General features: G+C 63.0%; 19 protein-coding genes. 6 read left to right on the plus strand and 13 right to left on the minus strand.

Annotation, left to right across the window (positions count from 1 at the left end; genetic code table 11):
- Nucleotides 1–149: 149 nt before the first annotated feature.
- From ACVW16_RS08710 to ACVW16_RS08765, 12 genes are all read right to left on the minus strand, one after another.
- Entirely contained in the window at nt 150–602 is a 453-nt protein-coding gene (locus ACVW16_RS08710; protein WP_456735912.1) for a DUF6455 family protein, read from the minus strand.
- A gap of 112 nt (nt 603–714) precedes the next feature.
- Nucleotides 715–1,503: a DUF2189 domain-containing protein gene (locus tag ACVW16_RS08715; RefSeq protein ID WP_456704898.1), complete on the minus strand. Its 789-nt coding sequence runs from the start codon at nt 1,501–1,503 to the stop codon at nt 715–717.
- A 25-nt stretch (nt 1,504–1,528) separates the two neighbouring features.
- On the minus strand, nt 1,529–1,741 hold the full coding sequence (ccoS, locus tag ACVW16_RS08720; protein ID WP_456704899.1) for a cbb3-type cytochrome oxidase assembly protein CcoS: 213 nt from the start codon (nt 1,739–1,741) through the stop codon (nt 1,529–1,531).
- Nucleotides 1,741–3,930, minus strand: coding sequence for a cation-translocating P-type ATPase (locus tag ACVW16_RS08725; RefSeq protein ID WP_456802340.1), 2,190 nt, complete (start codon nt 3,928–3,930; stop codon nt 1,741–1,743). The genes ccoS and ACVW16_RS08725 overlap by 1 nt, the downstream gene beginning before the upstream one ends.
- Nucleotides 3,931–3,939: 9 nt before the next feature.
- A complete protein-coding gene (locus ACVW16_RS08730) occupies nt 3,940–4,425 on the minus strand; it encodes a FixH family protein (RefSeq protein WP_456704901.1) in 486 nt (161 codons plus the stop codon).
- Between the two features lie 15 nt (nt 4,426–4,440).
- Nucleotides 4,441–5,907, minus strand: a complete 1,467-nt coding sequence (ccoG, locus tag ACVW16_RS08735; RefSeq protein ID WP_456735914.1) for a cytochrome c oxidase accessory protein CcoG — start codon at nt 5,905–5,907, stop codon at nt 4,441–4,443.
- A 111-nt stretch (nt 5,908–6,018) separates the two neighbouring features.
- Nucleotides 6,019–6,894, minus strand: a complete 876-nt coding sequence (gene ccoP / locus ACVW16_RS08740) for a cytochrome-c oxidase, cbb3-type subunit III (protein WP_456735915.1) — start codon at nt 6,892–6,894, stop codon at nt 6,019–6,021.
- A 2-nt stretch (nt 6,895–6,896) separates the two neighbouring features.
- A complete protein-coding gene (locus ACVW16_RS08745; protein WP_014497064.1) occupies nt 6,897–7,061 on the minus strand; it encodes a CcoQ/FixQ family Cbb3-type cytochrome c oxidase assembly chaperone in 165 nt (54 codons plus the stop codon).
- 13 nt (nt 7,062–7,074) lie between these two features.
- Entirely contained in the window at nt 7,075–7,809 is a 735-nt protein-coding gene (gene ccoO / locus ACVW16_RS08750; RefSeq protein WP_456704904.1) for a cytochrome-c oxidase, cbb3-type subunit II, read from the minus strand.
- Between the two features lie 10 nt (nt 7,810–7,819).
- Entirely contained in the window at nt 7,820–9,469 is a 1,650-nt protein-coding gene (gene ccoN, locus ACVW16_RS08755; RefSeq protein ID WP_456735916.1) for a cytochrome-c oxidase, cbb3-type subunit I, read from the minus strand.
- Between the two features lie 210 nt (nt 9,470–9,679).
- Nucleotides 9,680–10,105 (minus strand): CBS domain-containing protein, encoded by a 426-nt coding sequence (locus ACVW16_RS08760; protein WP_456704906.1) that lies wholly within the window; start codon nt 10,103–10,105, stop codon nt 9,680–9,682.
- Between the two features lie 36 nt (nt 10,106–10,141).
- Nucleotides 10,142–10,972 (minus strand): universal stress protein, encoded by an 831-nt coding sequence (locus tag ACVW16_RS08765; RefSeq protein ID WP_456735917.1) that lies wholly within the window; start codon nt 10,970–10,972, stop codon nt 10,142–10,144.
- Between the two features lie 207 nt (nt 10,973–11,179).
- Here ACVW16_RS08765 and fixL point away from each other — a divergent pair, with 207 nt between their 5' ends.
- From fixL to ACVW16_RS08790, 5 genes are all read left to right on the plus strand, one after another.
- Nucleotides 11,180–12,697 (plus strand): sensor protein FixL, encoded by a 1,518-nt coding sequence (gene fixL, locus ACVW16_RS08770; protein WP_456735918.1) that lies wholly within the window; start codon nt 11,180–11,182, stop codon nt 12,695–12,697.
- Between the two features lie 3 nt (nt 12,698–12,700).
- Complete coding sequence (gene fixJ, locus ACVW16_RS08775) at nt 12,701–13,318, plus strand: response regulator FixJ (RefSeq protein WP_456735919.1); 618 nt, start codon at nt 12,701–12,703, stop codon at nt 13,316–13,318.
- A 58-nt stretch (nt 13,319–13,376) separates the two neighbouring features.
- The gene (locus ACVW16_RS08780; protein WP_456735920.1) at nt 13,377–13,799 is read left to right on the plus strand and encodes a response regulator; all 423 of its coding nucleotides are present in this window, start codon (nt 13,377–13,379) and stop codon (nt 13,797–13,799) included.
- A 102-nt stretch (nt 13,800–13,901) separates the two neighbouring features.
- A complete protein-coding gene (locus ACVW16_RS08785) occupies nt 13,902–14,600 on the plus strand; it encodes a helix-turn-helix domain-containing protein (RefSeq protein WP_456705347.1) in 699 nt (232 codons plus the stop codon).
- A 141-nt stretch (nt 14,601–14,741) separates the two neighbouring features.
- Nucleotides 14,742–15,947: a cyclic nucleotide-gated ion channel gene (locus ACVW16_RS08790; protein WP_456735921.1), complete on the plus strand. Its 1,206-nt coding sequence runs from the start codon at nt 14,742–14,744 to the stop codon at nt 15,945–15,947.
- A 127-nt stretch (nt 15,948–16,074) separates the two neighbouring features.
- Here the strand turns inward: ACVW16_RS08790 and ACVW16_RS08795 are convergent, their stop codons facing one another.
- Complete coding sequence (locus ACVW16_RS08795; RefSeq protein WP_456704912.1) at nt 16,075–16,347, minus strand: helix-turn-helix domain-containing protein; 273 nt, start codon at nt 16,345–16,347, stop codon at nt 16,075–16,077.
- 310 nt (nt 16,348–16,657) lie between these two features.
- On the opposite strand from ACVW16_RS08795, the gene hemN reads away from it, so the two are divergent.
- Nucleotides 16,658–18,010, plus strand: coding sequence for an oxygen-independent coproporphyrinogen III oxidase (gene hemN / locus ACVW16_RS08800; RefSeq protein ID WP_456735922.1), 1,353 nt, complete (start codon nt 16,658–16,660; stop codon nt 18,008–18,010).
- Nucleotides 18,011–18,196 lie beyond the last annotated feature (186 nt).

The raw sequence follows: 18,196 nt of genomic DNA on the forward strand, positions 1-18,196 counted from the left end.
CCTTCGGCAGTCCTTGAAATGACCGCTCACAACAGCGAGCGAGTTGCGGACAGAGCTCGCGCTTGCCGTCCCGGCATCGCCCGGACTCCGTAGGCCATCGCCTCGCAGGAGGCGGATAAGCCCGCCGAGCGCCTTCTCGGCCAAGACAATCAGCAGCAGCCGGGCCCCCGAAGCAGGTCAATTGTTTCTGGCCTTGAAGGCTTCTTTCTGAGCGCATCGATTGTGTAACTGTTCGCGCAATATTCCGGATAGTGCAGAGCCGCCGTCGCGGCCTGCATCTCACGGTTGCACCGGAACTTCGTCGAGCAAAGTGAGCATACCAACGTAAGGTCGCGCAGCACACCCGGCTCCTTGTCGGCAATCGATCCCTCGTCAATTCCGAGCGCCTCGAGCAGCTGCGGCAATTCTTTGGCACCCTGCCTGCTATGAGCAACGAGAGTTTCGAGCTCGGCGCGCGGGATGCGAAGATCACGCGCAATCGACTCGACTTCCGACGTACCGAGTGCACGGATGTCGGCAGAACGGTGCAACTGGCCGAGCCAGTCCGCGACTCTCCCGATCAAACTGCTGGCGATCGATGCCGACCCGATGGCTGTTGTCATGGCGACCTCCCGAAGATTTTGAACAGATGCAATATTCTGCTGAAGAGCGGCGCCTTGCATTGCGCCAGGTCAAACTCGGCAGCAATTCGCCACGGCCGGCTGCTCGCCGGCGTCAAGCCGCGCCAGTGTCCACCGGCACGACAATGCGACGGTAAAGATGCCAAGTGGTGTGGCCGAGCACCGGGAGTGTCACCATCAGGCCGAGAAAATACGGAATCGCCGAGACTGCTAACAGCACGACAATAACCGCGGCCCATCCCAACATCGGTCCAGGACTGGCCGCAACCGCGCGTACGCTGGTGATCATTGCAGTAACGAAATCGACATCCCGGTCGAGCAGCAACGGGAACGATACGACCGTAAGCGAAAAAAGCATCAGCGATAGGGCTGCACCAACGGCGTTGCCGACGGCGAGGAACAAGAGCCCTTCGTTGGTCGTGAGCACAATCGTCATGAACTCATGCAAGCTGGAAAACGAGGCATTGAGCCCAATCAGCAGCGCCATCAGCAGCCGCACCTGGTACATCCACACAACAAAGATGAAAAGCGTGACGAAAGCCATCCAACCGATCTCGCCCCGGGACTTCACACTGGACCATATCGCCGCAACCGAAATCGTCAGCCCGTTCTCGCGTCGACGGCTCACGTCATAGAGCCCGGTGGCGACGAACGGACCAATCATCGCAAACCCGGCGGCGAGCGGATAGGCAAGGTAGACGAGGCCGAGCCTCAGCAGGCAGAGCATGATGGCGATGCCCCCCGCAGCATAGAGCGCGCCGAAGACCACCCCGTAGAGCGGCACCGCCTGAAAATCGCGCAAGCCCTCACTCAAGGCTTCGACAATATCGGCAACCGCGATACGCCGCACCACGGGATCAGTCTTGCCGGATACCGACTTCATCGACCTTTCCACTCGCCAGGCATATTTATGCAGGCCCCGACTTGCCGCTGCTTTCACCGAGTGGAGAGCCGCGTCCCGGCTGGAGCGATCGGGTCTCATCATCGTCGTCGGCAATCGCCCGCCAGGCGGCGCCGTCGAGATCGTCATACTGGCCGCTGCGAAGCGACCACAGGAAGGCGGCAAGACCGGCGAGGCCGAGCATCAGCGCCAGCGGCACCAGGATGACCAGGATCTCCATCACACGATCTCCCGCGAGGTGCTGCGGGCGCGCAGCGAATTCAGCATCACCAGGATCGAGGATCCGCTCATGGCGGCCGCCGCGATCAGCGGCGTCACGACGCCGCTGATCGCGACCGGCACGGCCAGCACATTGTAGCCGATCGCAAGCCAGAGATTTTGCCGCATCAGATGCAGCGCCTTGCGCGCGGAATCGATGGCCGCGACAACCGGCGCCAGCGGTCGGCCGAGGAAGACGAGATCGGCGGTGGCCTGGCTCAGATGCGCGGCCGAGATGGGCGACATCGAGACGTGCGCTGCCGCGAGCGACGGCGCATCGTTCATGCCGTCGCCGACCATCAGCACCTTTGCACCGCGCCGCTTCAGCTCTTCGATCCGCGCAATCTTGTCGGCCGGCGTCACGCCGGCGCGCCATTCGGCGATGCCGAGCGCATGAGCCGCCGCGATCACGGCGGGCTCGCGGTCGCCGGAGAGAATCTCGATACCGATGTTGCGATCCTTCAGCGCCGCGATCACGGCCTGCGCATCCGGACGCAGACCCTGGCGCACCGAGAGGGCGAATTTCGCGTCGCCCTTGCTGAAGGCGACGACCGAAGCTTCGGGGTCGAGATCGGCGCCGGTCACCAACGCCTCCGCTCCGCAGAAGGAAGCACGGCCAAGGCGGATCTCAACACCGTCCACCGCTGCGCGGACGCCGCGCCCGGCCTCTTCGACGGCACCGACGATCGGCGATCTCGCGCCGGCAGCCTGCGCAACCGCGGCGGCGACGGGATGATGGCTCGACAATGCGAGGCGTCCGGCCAGCTCGAAAATCTCGCCGGGAACGTCTGCGGCGTTGCTCACGTCGAGATCCGGCAGCGTCAGCGTGCCGGTCTTGTCGAAGATGACGTGGTCGGCTTCGGCGAGGCGCTCGATCGCATCGCCGGAATTGAGCAGCACGCCAGCCCTGAACATCGTGCCCGAGGCCACCGTCTGCACGGTCGGGATCGCAAGCCCGAGCGCACAGGGGCAGGTGATGATCAGAACCGCAACCCCGGTGACGACAGCATCATGCCAGCTCGCGCCCGCGATCACCCAGCCCAGAATCGTGATCAGCGCGGTCGCATGCACCACCGGCGCATAAAGCCGCGAGGCACGGTCGGCCAGCCGCATGTAGCGCGAGCGCGCCTGGAGCGCATTGTCGAGCAGCCGGGCGATCTCGGCAAGCAGCGTCGCCTCCGATGCAGCAGAGACCCGCACCCGCAACGTGCCCGAGACGTTCATCGAGCCCGCATAGACGGGCGTACCCTGCTCGGCCGTGACATAGAGCGTCTCGCCAGTGATCAGGCTCTGGTCGATCTCGGAGCGCCCCTCGATCACCGTGCCGTCGACCGCACAGCGCTCGCCGGGCCGCAGCAGCACGATGTCGCCGGGATGGATCGCTGCGACCGGCACCTGCGAGATTTCGTCAGGTCCGACGAACTTCGCTGCGGTCTCCGCCTTCAACGCCGCCAGATTGCCGGCGACCGCGCGGGTCCGCCGCCGCATATTCTGGTCGAGGAAACGGCCGACCAGCAGGAAGGTGAGCAGCATGATCGCCGCATCGAAATATGCGTGCCCGGCGTGGTTGATGGTCTCGACCACGGACATGCCGAGCGCAAGACCCACGCCGATCGAGATCGGCACGTCCATGTTGGTGGTCTTGTTGGACAGCGCGCGCCAGGCCGAGCGGAAGAACGGTTGGCCGGCATAGGCTGCCGCCGGCAGCGCGATCAGCGCAGACAGCCAGTGGAAGAAGTCGCGCTGTTCCGGCAGCATGTCCGAGACGTTGCCCGACCATACCGGGATCGACAGCATCATCACGTTCATGGTCGCAAACGCGGCAACGCCGAGACATCGCAGCAGGAAGCGCGCTTCCGCGACCTCGGTCGCCTCAGCGCTCTCGGTTTCGTAAGGATAGGCCCTGTAGCCGAGTTCCTCGAGCCGATCGATAAATCGCGCCGGATCCAGCGTGCCCTCTTTCCATTCCAGCGCGACACGCCGGTCGGTGAGGTTCACCCGCGCCAGCGTGACGTCGGGAATGGCCAACAGGCCGCGCTCGATCTTGTCCATGCAGCCCGCGCAGTGGACGCCATCCACCGCGAGATCGATATGCTGGAAACCCGCGCCCGCGGCCCGGACGTAGTGAGAGAAATCGCGTGTGACCTGCATGGCGAGACCTCAGTTCAGGACCACGCGGTTGCGTGACAGGAACACGCGCTCGCCCCTGGCGTCGCCCTCGATCACCAGATCCCATTGGCCCGGCGCAACGGCAGATGCGCTGCCGCGATAGATGCCGATGCCGGCCTCCGCGAGCTCGACGGCCAGATCGGCGCGTTTGTCGGTCGGCCGCTCCAGGCGGCCTGCGAACCGCAACCCGGTCAGCGGCTCGTCCGCCGCATCGCGTGCCTCGACCTGAAGCACGGCATTGCCGTCGGCGCGCCGGTCGATATGCGCACTCACCTTCCATTTGCGTGCGGCCTGGTCCTGCGCCGCCGAGATCTCGTGGTCATAGGCGAGGCCCGCGGCATAGGGGCTGTCGACGTCGGTGCCCGGCAACGTCGCGATCGCGAGCTTCATCATCGTGACGTTGACGCCGATCACCAGCCCGAAGAAGGCGACCAGCATCAGGAGCACCTTCGTTCCGGTCAGCGGCTTGGTGGCCATTTCAGTCTCCTGAACTTACGGCGCGACGAAATTGTCGGTGGTGGTGGCGACCTCGCCGAGCCCGATATCGGTGACGTGGAAGCGCACTGGAATCGATTTCTCGGGATTGCTGTCGGCGGGTGCCGTGACGAGCAGGCGCAGCTCGCTGGTGGAGTCGCGCGGGACCACGATCATCGGCCTGTCAGGCGTCACGGAATCGACGCCGACGACATGCGTGGTCAGATTGACCGGCCCGTCCGCGTCGATCGCGATGACGCGGTCATAGCCGCTCTTGTTGAGCAGCCGCACCGTGTAGGCGTTGCGGATCGAGCCGTCGCTGAGCTTGACCGCGACCGGGTTGCGATCATGCAGTACGTTGACATCGAGCAGGCTGCGCGTTGCCAGCACGTAAAGCATGATACCGCCGACGGCCGCGATGATCGCGCTGTAGGCGACGGTGCGGGCGCGAACGATGCGGTAGATCGGCGCCTTGCCGTCCTGGCGGCGCTGGATGTTGATGTCGTTGTCATAGCCGATCAGCCGCTTCGGCCGGCCGATCTTGGTCATGACGTTGTCGCAGGCGTCGATGCAGAGCCCGCACTGGATGCATTCGAGCTGCGGCCCGTTGCGGATGTCGATGCCGGTCGGGCAGACCGCGACGCATTGATAGCAATCGATGCAATCGCCGACATGCTGGCCGACCGCGCGCAGCTCGGCCGCCTTCTTGACCGAGGTACGCTTCTCGCCCCGGTCGTAGCGATAGGTGACGTTGAGCGCCCATTCGTCGGTGAGCGCAGCCTGGATCCGCGGCCACGGGCACATGTAGGTGCAGACCTGCTCGCGCATAAAGCCGGCGAGCACGTAGGTCGTTGCCGTGAGGATGCCGATCCAGATATAGGCGATGACAGGCGCCTGGAATGTCAGGAGCTGCTTCACCAGCGTCGGGGCGTCGTTGAAATAGAGCACCCAGGCGCCGCCGGTCCACCATGCGATCATCAGCCAGATGAAATTCTTCAGCGCGATCTCGGAGACGCGCTTGACCGTCAAAGCGCCGGCGGATTTGTCCTTCATCATCCGCTCGCGGCGGTCACCTTCGACGAAGCGCTCGACGGCGTAGAACAGATCGGTCCACACCGTCTGCGGGCAGAGATAGCCGCACCAGATGCGGCCGCCGACCGAGTTCATCAGGAATAGCGTCACCGCGGCGAGGATCAAAAGGCCGGTGAAATAATAGACTTCCTGCGGCCACAGCTCGATGAAGAAGAAATAGAAGCGGCTGTTGGGAAGATCGATCAGCACAGCCTGGCTGGGGGCGCCAAGGCCGCGGTTCCAGCGCACGAAAGGCAGGAAGTAGTAGACGCCGAGGCAGAACGCCATCAGGCCCCATTTGATCCGGCGGAAGGTGCCCTGGACGCTCTGCGGATAGACCTTCTTGCGGGCTGCGTAGAGCGGCCCGTAGTCTTCATCCGATGTGAGATCGTTCGGGTTCACGGTCTTGTTCATCGCGCGGGTTGTCTCGAGAAGGTGCGATTAAACCTAGATCCCCCGCCGCCGCGTCGATTGATCCAGCTCAAGCGGGGGCGATTTTGTTCGCCGCCGCTTGATAATGCTCAGCTATTTTCCACCACCCAGCGAGTGGACGTAGACCGCCATCGCCTTGATGGTGGCGGGATCGAGCCGCCCTTCCCAGGCTGGCATGACGCCGGCACGGCCATTCGTGATGGTCTCGATCAGGGCGGCCTCGTCGGAGCCGTAGAGCCAGATCTTGTCGGTCAGATTCGGCGCGCCGAGTTCCTGGTTGCCCTTGCCGCCGTCGCCGTGACAGGCGACGCAATTGTCCGCAAAAATCTTCTCGCCCTTGACGGGGTCATAGCCCTTGCGGGTCGAGAGACCCGACAGCGATCGCACATAATTGGCGACCGTGACGATCTCGTCGCCCTTCAGCACGCCATCCCTGCCGAAAGCCAGCATCTGGCCTTCATGGGACTTGGCGTGACCCGAGCGTACGCCGAACTGAATGGTCTGCACGATCTGGTCGAGCGTGCCGCCCCACAGCCAATCGTCATCATTCAGGTTCGGGAAGCCCTTGGCGCCGGCAGCGCCCGAACCGTGGCACGGCGCGCAATTGTCGCCGAACACGGTCTTGCCCTTGGCGCGGGCGAGCGCCAGCAGGGCCGGATCCTTCTCGATGTCGGCGAGCGCGGCTGCACCGAGCGCCGCCATCTTGTCGCCCCTGATCTTCTCGAGCTTGGCAAGCTCGACCGCGACGTTGGCGCGTGTCGAGTACCCCAACAGACCGGTCGTATTGCTCGAAATCAGCGGCCAGGCCGGATAGACGATCCAGTAGCCGATCGACCAGGCGATGGTGAGGTAGAAGCAGATCACCCACCAGCGCGGCAGCGGGGTGTTGAGCTCCTTGATGCCGTCCCATTCATGACCGGTCGTGGCCCTGCCGCTGACGGAATCGATCTCGCTATGATGCTCGCTCATGATCACTCCTCCCGCAGCGGCAGGCGGGCCGCTTCGTCGAACGCGGCCTTGTTGCGGGGCCAGAGCGCGTAGGCGATGATCGCGAGAAAGATCGCGACGAAGACCGGCGTCCAGATCGTAGTCACGAGACCGGAAGCGAGATTGTCGAGTGTCAGGATGGCTTTCATCGGTGATGCCTTCTCAGCGAAGATTGGCTTTCTCGTTGTAGAGCTTGAAGTCGACCAGCGTGCCGAGCATCTGCAAGTACGCGATCAGGGCGTCCATCTCGGTCGGCGTGCCGGTCTTGCCATCGAAATTGCGCACGACGGCTTTGGCATAGCGCTTCGTGAAGGCGTCGCTGCCGGCATTGTCAGGATCGGCCTGGGCCTTCATGTCGGCGGCGGCGTTGGCGATCTGGTCGTCGGTGTAGGGAACGCCGACGGCCCGCAGCGTACGCATATGGTCGGCGATCGTCGCCGGATCGACCTCGGTTGAGCTGAGGAACGGATAACCCGGCATCACCGACTGCGGCACGATCGCGCGCGGATTGGTCAGATGCGTGACGTGCCAGTCGTCGGAATATTTGGCGCCGACGCGGGCAAGGTCAGGACCTGTGCGCTTCGAACCCCATTGGAACGGATGATCGAACATGCTCTCGGCGGCGAGCGAGAAGTGGCCGTAGCGTTCGACTTCGTCGCGCAACGGACGGATCATCTGCGAATGGCAGAGATAGCAGCCTTCGCGGACGTAGATGTTGCGGCCGGCGAGCTCCAGCGGCGTGTAGGGCCTGACGCCGTCGACCACCTCGATCGTGCTCTTGAGGTAGAACAGCGGCGTGATCTCGACGAGGCCGCCGATCGCGATCACCAGCAAGATGCCGACGACCAGGATGATCGAGTTCTTTTCGAAGATTTGGTGGCGCGTCCAGAACGACATGGGAAGCTCCTCATTCCGCCGGCTGAAGAGCGGCGGGCATCTGGACTTCCTGCTCGCCGACGCGAACGGTCATCCAGAGATTGTAGGCCATGATCAGCGCGCCGATCAGGAACAGCGCGCCGCCGGCGGCGCGGATGACGTAGAAGGGATGCATCGCCTCGACGGTCTCGATGAAGGAATATTCGAGGAAGCCGAGCGAGGTGTAAGCACGCCACATCAGGCCCTGCAGGATGCCCGACACCCACATCGCGGAGATGTAGAGAACGATGCCGAGCGTCGCGATCCAGAAATGCCAGTTGACCAGCTTGAGACTGTAGAGCCCCTTGCGATTCCACACCCAAGGCACCATGCAGTACAGCGCGCCGAAGGAGACGAATCCGACCCAGCCGAGCGCACCGGAATGCACGTGGCCGATGGTCCAGTCAGTGTAGTGGCTGAGCGAGTTGACGACCTTGATCGACATCATCGGTCCCTCGAAGGTCGACATGCCGTAGAAGGCGACGGAGACCACGAGCATGCGCAGCACGGGATCGGTGCGTAGCTTGTCCCAGGCGCCCGACAGCGTCATCAGGCCATTGATCATGCCGCCCCATGAGGGCATCCACAGCATGATGGAGAAGGTCATGCCGAGCGTCTGCGTCCAATCGGGGAGCGCGGTGTAGTGCAGATGGTGCGGGCCGGCCCAGATGTAGAGGAAGATCAGCGCCCAGAAGTGAATGATCGAGAGCCGGTAGGAATAGATCGGCCGCTCCGCGCGCTTCGGAATGAAATAGTACATGATGGCGAGGAAACCGGCGGTCAGGAAAAAGCCGACGGCGTTGTGGCCGTACCACCACTGGAACATGGCATCCTGGATGCCGCCCCAGGCGATGTAGGACTTGGAGCCGAAGAACGACACCGGCAAAGCGGGATTGTTGCCCAGATGCAGAACCGCAATCGTCACGATGAAGGCGAGATAGAACCAGTTCGCGACGAAGATGTGCGGTTCCCTGCGCTTGAGGATCGTGCCGAGGAAGACGAGGAGATAAGTCACCCAGACGATGGTCAGCCAGAGGTCGGCGTACCATTCCGGCTCGGCATATTCCTTGGACTGCGTAACGCCGAGCAGATAGCCGGTGCCTGCGATCAGGATGAAGTAGTTGTACCCGAGCACGACGAACCAAGGCGCGAGATCGCCGGCAAGCCGCGCGCGGCAGGACTTCTGCACCACGTAGAAGGATGTCGCGATCAGCACGTTGCCGCCGAAAGCGAAGATCACCGCGGAAGTGTGCAGCGGCCGCAACCGGCCGAATTGAATCCATTGTAGATCGAAATTCAGCGCGGGCCAGGCCAGCTGCGAGGCGATGATCAGCCCGACCAGGAAGCCCGCAATGCCCCAAACCATCGCCATGACGGCGGTGAACTTGATCGGGCCCATATTGTAGTTGGGGCGACCATTGATCTCGGCAGGCGGCAGCGCCGCCGGGCGGTCGTAGTAGCGGTTGACGATGAAGAACATCGCGGCCAGGCTCGCCGCCGCGCTCAGGCCGGCGTGAAAGGCGAAGGGCGCGTCGACCGCCTTGGCCGAGGCAATCAGGCACAGGAAGGCGGTAACCGCGAAGGTGAACGCCAGGCCGCCTTCGCCAAACGTCATGGTTTTCGAGATGGAGGGCTGGGGCATCGCGGATTCTCTCTGAAAGAACACGCCGCCAGAAACCACATTCACGCTCGCGGGGAATTGATTGAAATCAAGATAGATGGATTTCTGCTAAGACGAGGCCGTTGCTGGTCTTCGAGCGATATCAAGCGCTTGTGCATTGCGCCGAGCTCATGGCGGACCGCCCTCTGCGGAAATTCACGGGGCCGAAAAACGCCGTGTTTCTGTCGATCGTCAGTCGCTCGCCGTCGCCTTGAGCGCCGCGATCACGTCCTCGCGCGCGATGATTCCGACCAGCTTCTGAGCGCCGTCGAGCACGATGATGCTGCGGATGCGGTGCTCGACCATGAGCTGGAGCACGCGCGTCAGCCGCGTTTCCGGGCCGACATAGATGAACTCCGGCGTCATGACCTCGCCGACCTTGCGGTTCATCAGGTCGTGATAGCGCGGCAGCATCTGGCTCGGCGTGAACGCAAAGCACTTCAGGATGTCGAACTTGGTGACGATGCCGACGACCTGACCGTCATCCTCGACCGGATAGGAGTTGAAATCATCCTGTTCGAACATCTCACTGAGGGCGAGCAGATCGTGGTCACGCCGCACCGTGCTGACGTTGCGCGTCATGTAGTTTTCGACCGTCTGCTCAAGGAATTTGTACACAGCGCGTCCTCATCGATTGTCTGTGCCGCCTCGCCGTCAGTGCGACAGCAGCACGCAGCGGGCGGTTTGCGTGACCAGATATTCCGTGACGCCGCCGAGAATCAGTTCGCGGAAGCGGGAATGGCCGTAGGCGCCGGCGACGATCAGGCCGGCACCGACATCGTCGGCAATGCTGTCCAACTGCACGGCAGCGGTTTCGTTCGTCGCCGCTGGGACGCGCGCCGTCGCAGTGACGCCGTGGCGGGCGAACCAGGCGGCGACGTCGCTGACATGTGCCATCACCACCGAGCGGTCGTCGTTCGTTTCCGGAACCTCGACGACGATGACGTCCTTGGACTTGCGCAGCATCGGCAGCGCATCGGCCACCGCGCGCCGCGCCTCCGGCGTGTCCTTCCAGGCCACCAGCACGCAGCGCAGATCGAGCCAGTTGATTTGATCAGGCACGACCAATAGTGGCCGGCCGATCTGCATCACCAGATCCCTGGGGCTTGCCGTCGAAAAGGCATCGGAGAAGGTGGGGCCCTGCCCGCCGCTGACGATGATGTCGGCGCAGCGCGCCTGCGCCAGCACGTATCGTGCGGGAAAATCCGCGGCGCTGCGCCATTCCGCGCGCCCGCCGCGCGTCCTGGTCGCGGCGCGGAATTGCGCCTCCAGATCGGCAAGGCGCCGCTTGACGGAGCCCTCCTCCTGATCGACCAGCCGCTGGGCCTGGGCACCATCGGCGAAATAGAGCGGCGGGGCGAATCGCGCTGCGGCGATCCCGACGATGTCAGCCTCGAACCGTTCGGCCAGCTCGCCCGCGACCTGAAGGCGCGCAGTGTTGAGCTGATCCAGCGCCAGGCTGACCATCACGGTCGCGTATGTCATCGGGAGCCTCCCGTGGGGTGAGCTTTGACCAAACATTGTAAGCCCGCTGCAGCCGGGCAGGATGAGATAGATCAAATTGCCCCGCGCGGTGCCGGGAAATCCACCGATGCGGTCAGACATCGGAACTTGCCTCCGGCGCGGCCATGGGCGAGATTGTCGGCACGCTAGCAGCACCTCGCCCGCGGCTTGCAGAATGGGAGCCACGACTTGTCGCCGACCCGTGTGACGCATCCGCCGGACGATCATCGCGGCGAGCATTTCCGGGTCCGGATCGAGGGATTCGGCGTCGGTACCTGGGATCTCGACCTCACGACGCGCGAGCTGGAATGGTCGGAGACCGCGCGGATGCTGCTGGGTGTCGAGCGGGGTCAGCCGGCGAGCTATGACCTTCTGATGTCGCGCCTCGAAGCCAAGGATCGCGCGCGCGTCGAGGCTGCGATCAGCCAGGTCATTGAGCGCGGCGGCGGCTTCGACGTCTCGTTCAGGATTTCCGCCAACTCCGACCGGGGCCAGTGGATCAGGGCTCGCGCCGGCCTCATCAGGGATGACGCCGGCATCGCGCGGCATCTCAGCGGAATCCTCCTCGACATCGACCCGGAGAAACAGGTCGAGGAAGCGCTGCGCACGCGCGAGAACCACCTCCGCTCCATCCTGCATACCATTCCCGACGCCATGATCGTCATCGACGGTCGCGGCATCATGCAGCTGTTCTCGACGGCCGCCGAGCGCCTGTTCGGCTGGTCCGAGCAGGAGGCAATCGGCCAGAACGTCAGCATCCTGATGCCGGAGCCGGACCGCACCCGACACGACGGCTACATCGCGCGCTATCGCTCGACCAATGATCCGCACATTATCGGCATCGGCCGCATCGTCACCGGCAAGCGCCGCGACGGCACGACGTTCCCGATGCATCTGTCGATCGGCGAGATGCAGTCCGGCGGCGAGCCCTATTTCACCGGCTTCGTCCGCGACCTCACCGAGCATCAGCAGACCCAGGCAAGGCTGCACGAATTGCAGTCCGAACTCGTCCATGTCTCGCGTCTGACGGCGATGGGCGAGATGGCATCCGCGCTCGCCCACGAGATCAACCAGCCCCTGGCGGCGATCAGCAACTACATGAAGGGATCGCGGCGGTTGCTCGCGGGCAGCTCTGATCCCAACGTTGCGAAGATCGAGGGCGCGCTGGATCGTGCGTCGGAGCAGGCACTGCGCGCCGGCCAGATCATCCGTCGGCTGCGCGATTTCGTTTCCCGTGGCGAATCCGAGAAACGGGTCGAGAGCCTGTCGAAGTTGATCGAGGAAGCCGGCGCGCTGGGGCTCGCCGGCGCGCGCGAGCAGAACGTGCAGCTCCGCTTTACTCTCGATCCAGGCGCCGACCTTGTGCTCGCCGACCGCGTGCAGATCCAGCAGGTTCTGGTCAATCTGTTCCGAAATGCGCTGGAGGCGATGGCGCAGTCGCCGCAGCGCGAGCTCGTCGTCACCAACGCCCGCGTCCGTGAAGACATGATCGAGGTGGAAGTATCCGACACCGGCTCCGGCTTCCAGGATGATGTCATGCCAAATCTGTTTCAGACCTTCTTCACTACCAAAGAGACCGGCATGGGCGTGGGACTGTCGATCAGCCGCTCGATCATCGAGGCTCACGGCGGCCGCATGGCCGCCGAGAACAACGCATCGGGCGGCGCGACATTCCGCTTCACCCTGCCGGCAGCCGATGAGGCCTGAGCAATGACGACCAAGGGACATGTTTACGTCATCGACGACGACGAGGCGATGCGGGACTCGCTCAACTTCCTGCTGGAGTCCGCAGGCTTCGGCGTCACCCTGTTCGACAACGCGCAAAGCTTCCTCGACTCCCTGCCCGCCCTCGCCTTCGGCTGCGTCGTCTCCGATATCAGGATGCCTGGCCTCGACGGGATCGAGCTGTTGAAGCGAATGAAGGCGCAGAGCTCGCCCTTTCCGATCCTGATCATGACCGGCCATGGCGACGTGCCTCTCGCGGTCGAGGCCATGAAATTCGGCGCCGTCGACTTCCTGGAAAAGCCGTTCGAGGACGACCGCCTCACCGCCATGATCGAGAGCGCGATCCGTCAGGCCGAGCCTGCCGCCAGGAACGAGGCTGTATTACAGGACATCGCCGCCCGCGTAGCCTCCTTGAGTCCCAGGGAGCGCCAGGTCATGGAAGGGCTGGTCGCAGGCCTTTCCAACAAGTTGATTGCCCGCGACTATGACATCAGCCCGCGCACCATCGAGGTCTACCGCGCCAACGTCATGACCAAGATGCAGGCGGGCAGCCTGTCGGAGCTGGTGCGGCTGGCGATGCGCGCCGGCATGCTGAAGGATTGAGGCAAACCGGCTTGCGGTAGGTCAAGACGGGCTCCGTCGGCTGTGCTACTCGACCAGAATGATCGAAATCGGCTCGCACCATCAGCGGCTGCCCATGGCATCACTCGCACGTCCCGTCGTCTACGTGGTTGATGACGATGACGCCGTGCTGGTATCGCTGCGCTTCCTGCTGGAAACCGACGGCTTTGCGGTGCGGACCTTCCGGAATGCCACGGCGCTGCTTCATGCGGCGAGCATGCCCGGCGCGGACTGCTACGTGATCGACTACAAGATGCCCGAAATCAACGGCATTGAGCTTGCCGGACGGCTGCGCCAGTCCGACGCGGACACGCCGGTGATCCTGATCACCGGCTATCCGGATGGAAATATCTCCGCCCGTGCTGCCGCGGCTGGCGTGAAAGACGTAATTTTGAAGCCGCTTCTCGACGAAAACCTGGTCAAACGCATCCGCCAGGCCATCCAGAACCGGCACGGCAATTGACCTACGGGATTCTACGTAAGGGCCACCCCTTAAGATATCTCGCGAAATTTTCGAAGCACCCGACACAGCGTAGGAAGCGTCATCACAACGGAGATGACGCAGATGCTGGCCCAGACGCTCAACACCCAGGCGATTGACACGCAAGTTCGCGGCACCATTGCCCCGGCCCATCCCGTCTCGGACCAGTTCGGCGCCATCACGGGCCATGTCGGCCTGGTGGCCACCGAGTTCTCCTACCGCAAGGACGAGGAGATCTATGGTGAGGACGAGCCGGCCGAATATGTCTACCAGGTCGTCTCGGGCGCGGTCCGCACCTACAAGCTTCTCACCGACGGCCGCCGCCAGATCGGCACCTTCCACCTCCCCGGCGACGTATTCGGCCTCGAATCCGGCGCCACCCACCGCCTGGCAGCCGAAGCCATCATCGACACCACCGTGCGCCTGGTAAAGCGTCGCAGCCTCGACCAAGTCGCAGCCACCGACGTTCACGTCGCTCACAAGCTCTGGTCCATGACCGCAGCCGATCTCAGGCACGCAGAAGAGCACATGCTGCTTCTCGGGCGCAAGAACGCTATGGAGCGCGTCGCAACGTTCCTCCTCGAGATGGATCGGCGACTTGCGGTCACCGGCATGATGGCGCTTCCTATGTGTCGTCGCGATATCGGCGACTATCTCGGCCTCACGCTGGAAACGGTTTCACGAGCCCTCTCGCAATTGAACGACGAGGGTGTACTCGACTTTGCCAGCGCGCGCCAGATCGTGCTCCGCAAGCGGCAGCACCTGCGCGATTTGGACATCTGATGGTATGACTTGCAGGTGATCGTCTCAGACCCCTTGGGAAGGACTTGCGGAAAGTCTCATGGCGATCCGTGTCGGGAAGAACCGTCGCATTCAGTCCGAGCGTTCTCCGCGCAATAACAAGTAGCGTTCGTGGATCGTTTTATGACGCTACGTCGCAAGATCTACCTCATTTTGGAGCAGGGCTCCGTTCGTGGCTCTGCGAGCTTGTCCGTGAATACCGGCCTGATATGCGCGATCGTCGTCAGCCTTCTGGCTACGATAAGCGAGTCCGTTCCCGAGCTCGCACATCGACATGCGTCCGGCTTTCAATCCATCGAAGTTTCAGTGGCCGTGATCTTTTGTGCGGAGTATCTGGCGCGTGTCTGGACCGCGGCGGAGCACGCACCTTGGCGGCGCTTTGGAGCCCTCGGGTCGCGGCTTCGCTTCATGGGAAGCCTGGCCGGGATTATCGACCTTGCTGCCATATTGCCGCTTTTGCTGACTCATTTTGCCGCTCCCGAACTCAAGACGTTGCTCGTGTTGCGCTTGGTGCGCTTCCTGAAATTGACGCGCTATTCACCTGCCATTAATTCGCTGTTGGAGGCGCTCTATGTTGAAAGGCGCGCACTCACGGGATGCTTTGTGATCCTTCTTGGCGCCGCGCTGATCGCAGCGGGGCTGATGCATCTTGCCGAGAGCACGGTTCAGCCCGACAAATTCGGAACGATACCGGACGCACTCTGGTGGGCAATCGTGACGCTTGGCACGGTTGGGTATGGCGACGTTGTTCCTATCACGGCGATCGGACGGCTCATTGCGGGCTGCACGATCTTCGCTGGCTTGCTCATGGTCGCATTGCCTGTAGGCATCGTTGCCACGGCCTTTGCCAACGAGGTGCATCGACGCGATTTCATCATCACCTGGAGTCTGGTTGCCAAAATTCCGTTGTTCAGTGAATTGAGCGCAGTGCAGATCGGGGAAATCATGAAGATGCTCAGAGCTCAGAAGCTAGATGCAGGGTCCGTCGTAACGCGGCGGGGTGAGCCGGCACATTCCATGTACTTGATCGCCGACGGCGAGGTTGAGATCAAGCTGCGGCACAACCCGGTGCGCCTGGGTGCCGGCCACTTCTTCGGCGAAATCGCCGTACTGCGCCGTGCTCACCGTTCAGCAACGGTCATTGCTACCCAAACCACCCGCCTACTCGTCCTGGATGCGGCTGATTTGCACGGTCTTATGGACCGAGAGCCCGGGTTCGCCGCCCGGATCGAAGAGGCTGCTCGCGAGAAGCTCGGGCGCGAACTGGAAGCGCCCGCCGGCGACCTCGTACGCGAGGAGGTTGCAAGTGGCCTGCCAGCGGGTCGCTAAATATCCAGCGTAGGCCTCCTTAGTAGGTACAGAGGTTTCGAACCGCGCTCGCTCGGCAAAAGAGGTTCGCCTTCGTTGCCCGGAGATTGCAGCCTCTCGGCACCGGTTTCCGGACATGAAGCAGAGGTCAGGCCGCCTCTCGCTGGCTGCGGTGAATCGCCGACGCAAGTCTGAGCAAGAGGATGATCGAGACGTTGCCCTTGCCGCCCTCGATCTGGGCAATGTAGCGCTCCGAAATGCCGGACCTGCGGGCAAGCTCCCGGCGCGACATGCAGCAACGCATTCGCGAGCTGCGCACGCGCTCACCGAGCTCGACCAGGAATTGGGCCTCGGAGTATGGCGGCAAGGCATTCCCACCAGGCAAGGCCGCACCTGCGAACTCGAAAACTTCTTCCAGCATTGATCTGTCCTTGTCTTCTCCGAACCAAGATCATGGCTAGTTTTCAGGTCTCTTCATTGACGCGGATCAAATAGGCCGCTTTTCATTCGATCAGGATCGGGCTGAGATGAGGTCAAGCTTCTTCACGTCGATGCCAAGCGACCAGGACCCGCGGTCCCAGCGGATGAACTCCATGCAGTGAAGACGGCGATGATGGCCGGCGCGCTCGTCGCGCCAGCCTTGGCGACTGTTTTCGACTGGATTGCGCCAGAGCAATGTCGTCCCTTCGCGGCGCCGGTATACGAGGCGCAAGACGAGGGAGAGACTTGAGATGAGATCGGACTTGGCGCAATCGTACGGACAGGACAGGCTACCCCGATACACCAGCTACCCGACCGCCCCGCACTTTTCCGCGGCGATCGGTGAAGCCGACTATCGAAAATGGCTCAAGTCGCTGCCCGCCCGACAGTCCGCGTCGATCTACATGCATGTCCCCTTCTGTCGGTCCATGTGCTGGTACTGCGGCTGCCACACCTGCCTCACCAAGAAAGACGATCCGATCGCGGTCTACACCTCTGGCCTGCGCACCGAAGCGCACATGGTGGCCGAGACGATCGGCCACCGACTCCCGATCTCGCACATCCACTTCGGCGGAGGCACCCCCACGATCATGACGCCGGACACCTTCGCCGATCTCCTCGACAGCCTGCGCTATTCGTACTTCGTGCTGCCGGACGCCGAGATTGCCGTAGAGATCGATCCGCGCACCCTGACCGAGCCGATGACGGACGCCTTGGGGTTCAGCGGCGTCAACCGCGCGAGCCTGGGCGTGCAGAGCTTCGATCCTAAGGTCCAGCGAGGCATCAATCGCCTACAGAGCTTCGAGCAGACTGCCCAGTGCGTCGGGCGACTCCGGCGATCTGGGGTCGGCAAGCTCAATTTCGACTTGCTATACGGCCTGCCCCTGCAAACAGTCGACTCCTGCCTGGACACCGTGGCTAAGTGCATCGAACTGCGTCCGGACCGCTTCTCCGTGTTCGGCTATGCCCATGTCCCGTCCTTCAAGAAGCATCAGCGCAAGATCGACGAAAGCGCTCTTCCCGACAGCATCGAGCGCCATCTGCAGTCGGTGACGATCGCCGAGGCGCTCGTCGATGCCGGCTACGTTCGCATTGGCTTCGATCACTTCGCTTTGCCTGACGACAAGCTCGCCGTGGCGAAGCGGGAGGGCAGGCTGCGCAGGAACTTCCAGGGCTACACGGACGACGCCGCCGAAACCCTCATCGGCCTGGGGGCAAGTTCGATCGGCCGCATGCCGCAGGGGTTCGTGCAGAACGTCGTCGCCATCAGAGACTATCTCGCGCATATTGCCGAACACCGTTTCGCAACCACGAAGGGCTACGCCTTCACGGAGGATGACCGCTTCCGCGCCGACATCATCGAGCGCGTCATGTGCGACATGTCCGTGGATCTGCCCAAGGTGTCCCATCGTCACGGTCGGGATCCACGGTCGGCCATCGTTGATCGATCCAGGATCGACAGTCTCCTCGCCGATGGGGTGGTGACGATGATCGGCGACAGGATATCCGTCAGCGAGGGCGCAGAGTTCCTGGTTCGGAGTGTCGCGTCTGCTTTCGACGCGTACCTTGCACGCTCGCAGGCCACTCACAGCCGGGCGGTCTGAAGCCTATCGGACTGCGAGAGCCTGTCTGTGGAGGACCCGCGAGGGCTCGGGGACCTGCTGGAGCCACCGGGGGTGGGCCGGCGAGCGGTGGCGATGGCGGAAACTGCAGTAGTCGGGGTGAGCGAACTCGCTGCGACCGTCACAGCGAAAGCAAGGGTTGATAGCGTCTTGGAGAGCATCGTCAGT

The sequence above is a fragment of the Bradyrhizobium sp. USDA 4474 genome (assembly GCF_054057515.1).